At 63.8% G+C, this 10,975-nt stretch carries 10 protein-coding genes and 1 tRNA gene; 1 reads left to right on the top strand and 10 read right to left on the bottom strand.

Features of this window, described 5'->3' with window-relative positions:
• Nucleotides 1-50: 50 nt before the first annotated feature.
• On the bottom strand, nucleotides 51-584 hold the full coding sequence (gene ppa, locus RXV79_RS10925; RefSeq protein ID WP_201803906.1) for an inorganic diphosphatase: 534 nt from the start codon (nucleotides 582-584) through the stop codon (nucleotides 51-53).
• 243 nt (nucleotides 585-827) lie between these two features.
• Between ppa and RXV79_RS10920 the strand changes: the two genes are divergently transcribed.
• Entirely contained in the window at nucleotides 828-3,029 is a 2,202-nt protein-coding gene (locus RXV79_RS10920) for a sodium-translocating pyrophosphatase (RefSeq protein WP_316703456.1), read from the top strand.
• 101 nt (nucleotides 3,030-3,130) lie between these two features.
• Here RXV79_RS10920 and RXV79_RS10915 read toward each other — a convergent pair.
• The 9 genes from RXV79_RS10915 to thrS form a co-directional block, all read right to left on the bottom strand.
• Nucleotides 3,131-3,207: transfer RNA gene (locus RXV79_RS10915), tRNA-Pro, on the bottom strand.
• A gap of 40 nt (nucleotides 3,208-3,247) precedes the next feature.
• A complete protein-coding gene (locus RXV79_RS10910) occupies nucleotides 3,248-3,703 on the bottom strand; it encodes a MerR family transcriptional regulator (RefSeq protein WP_316703455.1) in 456 nt (151 codons plus the stop codon).
• A 34-nt stretch (nucleotides 3,704-3,737) separates the two neighbouring features.
• The gene (locus RXV79_RS10905) at nucleotides 3,738-4,106 is read right to left on the bottom strand and encodes an integration host factor subunit alpha (RefSeq protein WP_316703454.1); all 369 of its coding nucleotides are present in this window, start codon (nucleotides 4,104-4,106) and stop codon (nucleotides 3,738-3,740) included.
• Nucleotides 4,107-4,123: 17 nt separating this feature from the next.
• Complete coding sequence (gene pheT / locus RXV79_RS10900) at nucleotides 4,124-6,544, bottom strand: phenylalanine--tRNA ligase subunit beta (RefSeq protein ID WP_316703453.1); 2,421 nt, start codon at nucleotides 6,542-6,544, stop codon at nucleotides 4,124-4,126.
• 18 nt (nucleotides 6,545-6,562) lie between these two features.
• Nucleotides 6,563-7,606 (bottom strand): phenylalanine--tRNA ligase subunit alpha, encoded by a 1,044-nt coding sequence (pheS, locus tag RXV79_RS10895; protein WP_316703452.1) that lies wholly within the window; start codon nucleotides 7,604-7,606, stop codon nucleotides 6,563-6,565.
• A 113-nt stretch (nucleotides 7,607-7,719) separates the two neighbouring features.
• Nucleotides 7,720-8,076, bottom strand: coding sequence for a 50S ribosomal protein L20 (rplT, locus tag RXV79_RS10890; protein ID WP_201803925.1), 357 nt, complete (start codon nucleotides 8,074-8,076; stop codon nucleotides 7,720-7,722).
• Nucleotides 8,077-8,095: 19 nt separating this feature from the next.
• Nucleotides 8,096-8,299: a 50S ribosomal protein L35 gene (gene rpmI / locus RXV79_RS10885; protein WP_201803926.1), complete on the bottom strand. Its 204-nt coding sequence runs from the start codon at nucleotides 8,297-8,299 to the stop codon at nucleotides 8,096-8,098.
• A 121-nt stretch (nucleotides 8,300-8,420) separates the two neighbouring features.
• The gene (gene infC / locus RXV79_RS10880) at nucleotides 8,421-8,936 is read right to left on the bottom strand and encodes a translation initiation factor IF-3 (protein ID WP_316703451.1); all 516 of its coding nucleotides are present in this window, start codon (nucleotides 8,934-8,936) and stop codon (nucleotides 8,421-8,423) included.
• Between the two features lie 110 nt (nucleotides 8,937-9,046).
• Nucleotides 9,047-10,966 (bottom strand): threonine--tRNA ligase, encoded by a 1,920-nt coding sequence (gene thrS / locus RXV79_RS10875; RefSeq protein ID WP_316703450.1) that lies wholly within the window; start codon nucleotides 10,964-10,966, stop codon nucleotides 9,047-9,049.
• Between the last annotated feature and the right edge of the window lie 9 nt (nucleotides 10,967-10,975).

The raw sequence follows: 10,975 nt of genomic DNA, 5'->3' as shown, positions 1-10,975 counted from the left end.
AAAAAGGGAGCCGCAGCTCCCTTCTTTGTCATCCATACAAAACCCTGGGCTTACTTGCCGGGCTTGTAGGCCGCGATGCCATTCGCGATTTCCTGGCGGGCCGACTCGGGGCCTTCCCAGCCCACGACCTTCACCCACTTGCCGGCTTCGAGGTCCTTGTAGTGCTCGAAGAAATGCTGGATGGCCTTGAGGCGCATCTGGTTGATGTCTTCCGGCTTCTGCCAGTGGGTGTAGATCGGCAGGATCTTGTCGATGGGCACGGCGAGCACCTTGCTGTCGCCGCCGGCTTCGTCTTCCATCTTCAGCACGCCGATGGCGCGGCAGGTGACCACCACGCCAGGCGTCAGGGGGAACGGGGTGATCACGAGCACGTCGACCGGGTCACCGTCGTCGGACAGCGTCTGCGGCACATAGCCGTAGTTGCAGGGGTAGTGCATCGCCGTCGTCATGAAGCGGTCGACGAAGATCGCGCCGCTTTCCTTGTCGACCTCGTACTTGATCGGGTCGGCGTTCATCGGAATTTCGATGATGACGTTGAACTGCTCGGGCGCCTTGGCGCCGGGGGTGACGTTGTGAAGGCTCATGGTCTCGGTCTCTAGTCGTAATGCGCGGGAAAACCCGGAGTGTAGCCGCCACATCCTTACGCGAACCCACGCGCACGCCCTTTGAATGACCGATGGAAAACACCATGCGGGCTTCGTTTGCCAGGGTCGGGGTCATCCCGTAGCATGCGCCGCAGACCCGGCCGTACCCCGCCCCCGGGGTGAAGTAGTGCCTGGCGCAGTCTCTCTCACGTGTTTGAACAACCGATAAGAGGAGTCCCACTGATGTCGACGAACCTGGCGCTTTACTTTGCGCTTGCCTGCGGCATTGCCGCAGTTTTATACGGCTTCGTTCAGAGAAGCTGGATCCTGGGCCAGAACGCTGGCAACGCCCGCATGCAGGAGATCGCGGGTGCCATCCAACAGGGCGCCGCGGCGTACCTGGCCCGCCAGTACCGAACGATCGGCATCGTCGGCGTGGTGCTCGCCGTGCTCATCGGCATCTTCCTCGACGTGACGACGGCCGCCGGCTTCGTCGTCGGCGCGGTGCTCTCGGGCGCTTGCGGCTTCATCGGCATGAACATCTCGGTGCGCGCCAACGTGCGCACCGCGCAGGCCGCGACGCAGGGCATCGGCCCGGCGTTGAACGTGGCGTTCAAGGGCGGCGCGATCACCGGCATGCTGGTGGTGGGCCTCGGCCTGCTGGGCGTGACGGTGTTCCTGCTCTACCTGCTCAACGGCGGCAAGCCCGTCGCCGACGGCACGCTGTCGACGCTGCTCAAGCCGCTGCTGGGCTTCGCCTTCGGCTCGTCGCTGATCTCGATCTTTGCGCGTCTCGGCGGCGGCATCTTCACCAAGGGCGCCGACGTCGGTGCCGACCTGGTGGGCAAGGTCGAAGCCGGCATCCCCGAAGACGACCCGCGCAACCCCGCGGTGATCGCCGACAACGTGGGCGACAACGTCGGTGACTGTGCCGGCATGGCGGCCGACCTGTTCGAGACCTATGCAGTGACGCTGATCGCCACCATGGCGCTCGGTGCATTGATGGTCACGGGTGGCGCGATCAACGCAGTCGTGTTCCCGATCGTGCTGGGCGCCGTCTCGATCATCGCGTCCATCATCGGCTGCAGCTTCGTGAAAGCCTCGCCCGGCATGAAGAACGTGATGCCGGCGCTCTACCGCGGGCTCATCGTCGCGGGCGTGCTCTCGCTGATCGCCTTCTTCTTCGTGGCGCGCACCATGTTCCCGGCGCCGGTCGCGCTGGCGGGCGGCGGCACGTTAAGCGCGATGTCGCTCTTCGGTGCCTGCGTGGTAGGACTCGTGCTCACCGCGGCGATGGTGTGGATCACCGAGTACTACACCGGCACCGACTACAAGCCGGTGCAGCACGTCGCGCAGGCCTCGACCACCGGCCACGGCACCAACATCATTGCGGGCCTCGGTGTGTCGATGAAGTCGACCGCCTGGCCCGTGATCTTCGTGTGCATCGCGATCGTCGTGTCGTACTGGCTGGCTGGTCTGTACGGCATCGCCATTGCGGCCACCGCCATGCTCAGCATGGCCGGCATCGTGGTGGCGCTCGACGCCTACGGCCCCATCACCGACAACGCCGGTGGCATCGCCGAGATGGCCGAGTTGCCCGACAGCGTGCGTGACATCACCGACCCGCTCGATGCCGTCGGCAACACCACCAAGGCGGTCACCAAGGGCTACGCCATCGGCTCGGCCGGCTTGGCCGCACTCGTGCTCTTCGCCGACTACACGCACGCGCTCGAATCGCGCGGCATGCACGTGAGCTTCGACCTGTCGAACCACATGGTGATCGTGGGCCTCTTCATCGGCGGCCTGATCCCCTACCTCTTCGGCGCGATGGCGATGGAGGCCGTGGGCCGTGCGGCGGGCTCGGTGGTGGAGGAAGTGCGCCGCCAGTTCCGCGACATCAAGGGCATCATGGAAGGCACCGGCAAGCCCGAGTACGGCAAGGCGGTCGACATGCTGACCACTGCGGCGATCAAGGAAATGATCGTGCCGAGCCTCTTGCCGGTGGTCGTGCCGATCCTTGTCGGCCTTCTGCTCGGCCCGGCGGCCCTCGGCGGCCTCCTGATGGGCACCATCGTGACTGGCCTCTTCGTCGCCATCTCGATGTGCACCGGCGGCGGCGCCTGGGACAACGCCAAGAAGTACATCGAAGACGGCCACCATGGCGGCAAGGGCTCCGATGCGCACAAGGCGGCCGTGACCGGCGACACCGTGGGCGACCCCTACAAGGACACAGCCGGCCCCGCGGTAAACCCGCTGATCAAGATCATCAACATCGTGGCGCTGCTGATCGTGCCGCTGCTGCCGATGACTGCAGCGACCAGCAGCACGGCCGCGCACAGCACGCCCGCCGCCGCATCAGCACCTGCGGCGGCAATGCCTGAGGCGACGGCGCCGATGGCCTCAGCGCCGGCTGCGCCAGCGGCTGCAAGCGCGGCCAGCCAGTAAGCGGCACCGCACAAACAAAGGGCTCCGTTGGAGCCCTTTTTCTTTGGCCGCTGGAAAGCAAGAAGCCCGGCACCTTTCGGTACCGGGCTTGTGCTGTTCAATGGTCGGGGTGGCGGGATTCGAACTCGCGACCCCTTGCACCCCATGCAAGTGCGCTACCAGGCTGCGCTACACCCCGACGAGCCGCGCAGTATAGCCTGAAAAAACTGCGCTCCAGCTCAGACGACGAGCAGTCCGCGAATGGAGATCAGCTCCTGTCGCATCTGCCCCATCGAAACCTCGGTGGTGATGACTTCGGGAACAGGCACGGGCTCGTCGGGGCCCGAAGCGGCCATTTCATCGGCCCCCACCGTTTCGCCCTCGTCGAGCCCATCGGGTTCCTTGCTGTCGTGCGCCGAAGCCGGCTCACCCCGACTGTGGACCAACTCGGTCAGACGGTTGCGGGCGCCGCTGATGGTGAAGCCCTGCTCATACAACAGCTCGCGTATGCGGCGGATGAGCAGCACCTCGTGGTGCTGGTAGTAGCGGCGGTTGCCCCGCCGCTTCATGGGTTTGAGCTGCGTGAACTCCTGTTCCCAATAGCGCAGCACATACGGCTTCACGCCGCACAAATCGCTCACTTCTCCAATGGTGAAGTAGCGTTTGGCTGGAATGGCGGGAAGCGCTTTCTCCATGTAAATCAATAAGATCAGGAGAGAAAGCTAGACTTTACTCGAAGTCGTCTCCCGCAGGGATGTCGCCTTGGACAACCCCCTTAAGTTTGTGGCTCGCGTGAAAAGTGACGACGTTGCGGGCCTTGATGGGGATCGCTTCGCCGGTACGCGGGTTACGCCCGGGCCGCGGCGCCTTGCGGCGGATGTTGAAGTTGCCAAACCCCGACATCTTGACGTCTTCTCCCGCGACAAGCGTGCCGTGGATGATGTCGAAGAAGGCTTCGACCATGTCCTTGGACTCGCGCTTATTCAGCCCCAGCCGCTCGAACAGGAGCTCGGCCAGTTCGGCTTTGGTCAGCGTGGGCGTCTCCAGCGTCGGGAGGACCACCCGGTCGGGCGCTTTCTCTGGAGGGGGGGTACTCATTCGGGTTATCCAGTAGGTCAGGCACGCAGACGAACGCCGAGCTTCTGGTTAAGCGCGGCCACCACCTCGGCCTTGACCGATTCGATGCGCTCATCGGTCATCGTGGTCGAGTCGTCGAGGATCTCCAGGCGCAGCGCCAGGCTGCGTTCACCGGCCGCCATGTCGGTCGAAGCACAGGTGGTCGGTTTGTAGACGTCGAAGAGCTTCGCCGAGCGAACCAGCTGCGAGTTGGCCGCTTTGGCTGCCTCGATCAAGGCATCGTGACTCACCTGCTCACCCGCCATGACCGCGATGTCACGCCAGGCCGACTGCTGGCGTGGAATGGCTTGGAAGACTGGCAGAGGCTGCTCCATCAAGGCCGCGGCATCGAGCTCGAACACCACCGGGGTGCCCGGCAGCTCATAGGCCTGGCGCCACTGAGGGTGCAGTTCACCGACGAAGCCGATGGCGCGGCCATCGACCTCGACCCGCGCCGAACGCCCCGGGTGCAACGCGGGGTGCGCCGCTGGCACGAAGCGCGCAACACGCGGCGCCAACAGCGCTTCGACGTCACCCTTCACATCGAAGAAGTCCACCTGCCGGGATTTGATGCCCCACTGGAGTTCGTCGACCGACTCATACGCCAGGCCCGCAACGCGCAGGGGCTGCTCGATGCCCGCCACCGTGCCCGCACCGTCGGCCACCGCCGCGTCTCGCTTGAACACACGCCCGACCTCAGAAATGCGAACCCGCGTGGCCTTGCGGGCGAGGTTGAAGCGCAGCACCGACACCAGGCTGCCAATCAAGCCCGAGCGCATCACCGACAGCGGGCTGGCAATGGGGTTGAGCACACGGATCGGGTTGTCGTTGCCCGCAAGCTCACGCTCCCAACGTTCCTCGACGAAGCTGAAGTTGATCGTCTCCTGGTAGTCGAGCGCAGCCAACGCGTGTCGCAGCGCATGCACGCCCCGGCGTGACTCGCTGCGCACATGGGCGCGAATCGGCGCGACCGGCGGCGTGTCGGGCAGGTTCTGATAGCCGAGCACTCGCACGACTTCTTCGATCAAGTCTTCTTCGATCTGCAGATCGAAGCGCCAGCTCGGCGGCGTCACGGTCAGCACGCCAGGAGCTTCGCTCACCTCAAGGCCCAGGCGACGCAGGACTTCGACGCACTGCGCCTGCGTGACCGGCATGCCGATCACCTTGGCCGCGCGCTCGATTCGCAGCGACACAGGTTTGCGTGCCGGCAATCGAACCGTCTGGTCGTCCATCGCGCCCGGTTCGCCGCCGCAAATGTCGAGGATGAGCTGCGTGATGCGCTCGATGTGCTCGACGGTCTGCGATGGGTCGACACCGCGCTCGAAACGATGGCCTGCATCGGTGCTGAAGTTGTAGCGGCGCGAGCGGCCTGCCACCGCCTCAGGCCACCAGAAGGCGGCCTCGACGTAGACATTGCGCGTGTCGTCGGACACGGCAGTTGCATCGCCACCCATGATGCCGGCAAGCGATTCGACGGCCCGATCGTCAGCAATCACGCCGACCTGCTCGTCGACTTCGATCGTGTTGCCGTTGAGCAGCTTGAGTTGCTCACCCTTGCGTCCCCAGCGCACGACGAGCCCGCCGTGGATCTTGTCGAGGTCGAAGATGTGCGACGGGCGGCCGAACTCGAACATCACGTAGTTCGAGATGTCGACGAGCGCCGTCACCGAGCGCTGGCCGCAGCGCGCCAGGCGGTCGACCATCCACGCGGGCGTTTTCGCCTTCGTGTCGACCCCGCGGACGATGCGCCCCGAAAAACGGCCGCACAGATCGGCCGCTTCGATGCGCACCGGCAGTGTGTCCGAGTGAACCACCTTCGCCTGCGGGAAGCCTGGTTTCAGCAGAGGGGATCCCGTCAACGCCGCCACTTCGCGTGCGATGCCGTAGACGCTCAATCCGTGCCCGAGGTTGGGCGTGAGCTTCAGTGTGAAGAGCGTGTCATCGAGCTTCAGATGTTCGCGGATGGGTGCCCCCACGGGAGCATCGTCGGCGAGGATCAAGAGGCCGCCGTGATCTTCCGACAGCTTGAGTTCGCGGGCCGAGCACAACATGCCCTGGCTCTCGACGCCACGCAATTTGCCGAGCTTGATCTCGAACGGTGCCCCGCCCTCCTCCGCTGGCGGCAGCTTCGCACCCACCAAAGCGCATGGCACCTTGATACCGGGGCGCACGTTGGGTGCGCCGCAGACGATGTTGAGCGTTGTCCCATTGCCGGTGCGCACGTGGCAGACGTTCAGGCGGTCGGCATTTGGATGGCGAGCGACCTCCAGCACTTCGGCGACCACCACGTTGGAGAACGGCGGCGCGACAGGGCGCAGCTCTTCGACCTCCATGCCGGACATGGTCAGCAGGTCGGCCAGCTGTTCGGTGCTGAGGGGCGGGTTGCAGAACTCCCGCAGCCAGGACTCTGGAAATTGCATCTCGTCGTCTGCTCTGGATTACTTGAATTGAGAGAGGAAGCGCAGGTCGCCTTCGAAGAACAGGCGCAAGTCGCTCACGCCGTAGCGCAGCATCGCCAGCCGGTCGATGCCCGAGCCGAACGCGAAGCCGATGTAGCGCTCGGGGTCGAGCCCCATGTTGCGGACGACCTGCGGGTGCACCTGGCCCGAACCCGAGACCTCGAGCCAGCGGCCCTTCAGCGGCCCACGCTCGAACATGATGTCGATCTCGGCGCTCGGCTCGGTGAAGGGGAAGTAGCTGGGGCGGAAGCGCAGCTTGAGTTCGGTCGTTTCGAAGAAGGCCTGGATGAAGTCGAGGTACATCGACTTCAGGTCCTTGAAGCTCACGTTCTCGCCGATCCACAGGCCTTCGACCTGGTGGAACATCGGCGAGTGCGTTGCGTCGCTGTCGACGCGGTAGGTGCGGCCCGGCGCGATCACGCGGATGTCGGGCATGTTCGGCTGGCCTTCGTACTTCTTGGCATGTGCCTGGGCATAACGCACCTGCATCGGCGAGGTGTGCGGACGCAGGTTGAGCCAGCGGCCTTCGGCGTCTTTCATGTCGACGTAGAAGGTGTCCTGCATCGAACGCGCCGGGTGGTTCTCGGGGTTGTTGAGCGCGGTGAAGCTGTACCAGTCGGTTTCGATCTCGGGGCCATCGGCCACGTCGAACCCCATCGAGCCGAAGATGGCCTCGATGCGCTCCATCGTGCGAGTGATTGGGTGGAGGCCAGCGATGCCGCGCTTGCGGCCAGGCAGCGTGACGTCGAGCGCTTCGGCCTTGAGCTGCGCCTGCAGTTCGGCATCGGCCAGTGCCTGGCGGCGCGCGTTGAGCGCCGCTTCGACACGCTGCTTGGCCGCGTTGATGTCGGCGCCGCGCGTCTTCTTCTCTTCGGGCGACAGCGCGGCCAAGCCCTTGAGCAACTCGGTGACGCGCCCGGCTTTGCCGAGGTAGCGCGCCTTGGCGTTCTCCAGATCGGCAGGTGCGGCGGCCTCGTTGAAGTCGGCCTGCGCAGCTTGCACCAGTTGATCGAGATCGTTCATCGGTTCAGTGAAACGGAAAGCGGATTCGGGACAAACAAAAAAGGCCGCACACGAGGCCGGCCTTTGAAAGCTTGCGTGCGCCGGGCAAATGAACGCCCGGCGTGATCACGACATCAAGCGAGCTGGGCCTTCACCTTCTCGACGATGCTGCCGAAGGCGGCAGGATCATTCACGGCCATGTCGGCAAGGACCTTGCGGTCGATGTCGATGTTGGCCTTCTTCAGGCCAGCCATGAACTTGCTGTAGGTGACACCCAGGCCACGGCTCGCCGCGTTGATACGGGCGATCCAGAGCTGGCGGAACACACGCTTCTTGGTGCGGCGATCGCGATAGGCATATTGCCCAGCGCGCATGACCGCTTCCTTGGCGATGCGGAATACGTTCTTGCGGCGGCCGCGGAATCCCTTGGCGAGTGCGAGAACTTTCTTGTGACGAGCACGTGCGGTTACACCACGTTTGACGCGAGGCATGTCGTTTCCTTTCTAGAAATCAGAGACCGGCGAACGGCAGCATCTGCGCCATTCCTGCCATGTTGGTCTCGTGGACGCCGACAGCGCCGCGGAGCTGGCGCTTGTTCTTCGTCGACTTCTTGGTCAGGATGTGGCGCTTGAACGCCTGACCGCGCTTGACGGTGCCACCCGGACGAACGCGAAAACGCTTTTTCGCACTGCTCTTGGTCTTCATTTTGGGCATGACTGCTCCTTCTAAATTGCTCCTGCAGGCGCCCGCGAAATCTCTCGCGGTCTTGTAAGCCTGCAGAGGCTTCTTGCATCACCCTGGTGACCAAACCAGGGCGACGAACTCTTCAAACGCTCTACCGCTTCTTTGGCCCGAGGACCATGATCATCTGGCGGCCTTCGAGCTTGGGCATGTTCTCGACCACCGAGCAATCTGCCAGGTCGTCGCGGATGCGCTCCAGAAGCCGCATGCCGATGTCCTGGTGGGTGATCTCGCGACCGCGGTAGCGCAGCGTCACCTTGCCTTTGTCGCCGTCTTCCTCGATGAAGCGGCGCAGGTTGCGCAGCTTGATCTGGTAGTCGCCTTCGTCGGTGCCCGGGCGGAACTTGACTTCCTTGATCTCGATGACCTTTTGCTTCGACTTGGCTTCAGCCGCGCGCTTCTGCTCCTGGTACTTGAACTTGCCGTAGTCCATCAGGCGACACACAGGCGGGTCGGCCTGCGCGGCGATCTCGACAAGGTCAACGTCCAGCTCACCGGCCATCCGCAAGGCTTCTTGCAGGGGGACGATGCCCAAAGGCTCGTTCTCGACCCCGTTCAGCCGGACTTCCGGCGCCATGATTTCGCGGTTCAGGCGGTGCTTGCGTTCCACGTTGGGAGCGCGGCGGTCAGCAAAGGTAGCGATAGTTCAATTCCTTCAGCGAACCCCAAGGCGACAGGGCCCAAAAACAATCAACGCGCGCCGGACAACCGGACCTCTCGTCAAACACGACTGGCAATGTCACCCGCGATCTTCGAGGCGAAGTCGGCGAGGGGCATCACACCAAGGTCTTGGTTACCGCGAGCGCGCACGGCAACAGCCCCGTTCGCCTTCTCCTTGTCGCCAACGACGAGGAGGAACGGGACCTTTTGCAGGGAATGCTCGCGGATTTTACGAGTAATTTTCTCGTTTCGCAAATCGCTTTCGACTCTAAGCCCTTGTTTTTGAAGCGTTTTCGCTACCTCACGGGCATAGTCGGCTTGGTCGTCGGTGATGCTCATGACCACTGCCTGCACTGGGGACAGCCAAACCGGCAGCGCGCCGGCATGCTGCTCGATCAGGATGCCGATGAAGCGCTCAAGGCTGCCGACGATGGCCCGGTGGAGCATCAGCGGCCGGTGGCGGGCACCGTCTTCACCGACGAAATCGGCGTCAAGGCGCTCGGGCATGTTCGGATCGACCTGAATCGTGCCGCACTGCCAGGGGCGGCCGAGGGCGTCTTTCAGCGTGTACTCGATCTTCGGCCCGTAGAACGCCCCCTCGCCCGGCAGGTACTCGAATTCGCAGCCGGAAGCCCGCAGGCCGTCGGCCAGGGCCGCCTCGGCCTTGTCCCAGCTTTCCTCGGTTCCAATGCGGTTCTCGGGGCGGGTAGAGAGTTTGTAGATGATGTCGGTGAAGCCGAAGTCCTTGTAGACCTTCTGCAGCAGCGTCGTGAACGCCGTCACCTCGGACTGGATATGGTCTTCGGTGCAGAAGATGTGGCCATCGTCCTGCGTGAAGCCGCGCACGCGCATGATGCCGTGCAGGCCGCCAGTCGGCTCGTTGCGATGGCACTGCCCGAATTCGCCGTAGCGCAACGGCAGTTCGCGGTAGCTCTTGATGCCTTGCTTGAAGATGAGGATGTGGCCGGGGCAGTTCATCGGCTTCAGCGCGTAGTCGCGCTTTTCCGATTCCGTGGTGAACATGTTCTCGCGGTACTTGTCCCAGTGGCCCGTCTTCTCCCACAGGCTCTTGTCGAGGATCTGCGGCCCCTTCACCTCCTGATAGCCGTTCTCGCGATACACCCGTCGCATGTACTGCTCGACTTCCTGCCAGATGGTCCAGCCTTTGGGATGCCAGAAGACCGTGCCGGGCGAATGCTCGTCGATGTGGAAAAGATCCAGTTCGCGCCCAAGGCGGCGGTGATCGCGCTTTTCGGCCTCCTCGAGCATGTGCAGGTATTGCTGCAGCTCGTCTTTCGTGGCCCAGGCCGTGCCATAGACCCGCTGCAGCATCTCGTTGCGGTGGTCACCCCGCCAATAGGCACCCGCCACCTTCATCAGCTTGAAGTGCTTCAACTTGCCCGTGCTGGGCACGTGCGGGCCGCGACAGAGGTCTTCGAACTTGCCTTCGCGATACAACGAGACATCCTCATTGGCCGGGATGCTCGCGATGATCTCGGCCTTGTAGTGCTCGCCCAGGCTCTTGAAGTACGCCACGGCCTCGTCGCGCGGCAGCACGCGGCGCTCGACCTTCTCGTCCTTCTTCGCAAGCTCCGTCATCTTGGCTTCGATGGCAGCCAGGTCCTCGGGCGTGAAGGGGCGCTTGTACGAGAAGTCGTAGTAGAAGCCGTTCTCGATGACCGGGCCGATAGTGACCTGCGCTTCGGGAAAGAGCTCCTTCACCGCATAGGCCAACAGGTGTGCCGTCGAGTGGCGGATGACCTCCAGACCATCGGCATCCTTGTCCGTCAGGATGGCGAGCGACGTATCGCCCTCGATGCGGTAGCTGGTGTCCACGACCTTCGCATCGGCGCCCTGCCCCACGCGACCCGCCAGCGCGGCCTTCGCCAGGCCGGACCCGATCGAGGCCGCAACCTCGGCCACCGTCACAGGGCCGTCGAACTGACGCTTGGAACCGTCGGGCAATTGAACGGAAATCATGATGAGCAC

This window comes from Piscinibacter gummiphilus, from assembly GCF_032681285.1.
Taxonomy (GTDB): Bacteria; Pseudomonadota; Gammaproteobacteria; order Burkholderiales; family Burkholderiaceae_C; genus Rhizobacter; species Rhizobacter gummiphilus_A.
This window is presented reverse-complemented; position numbering and strand designations above follow the sequence as displayed.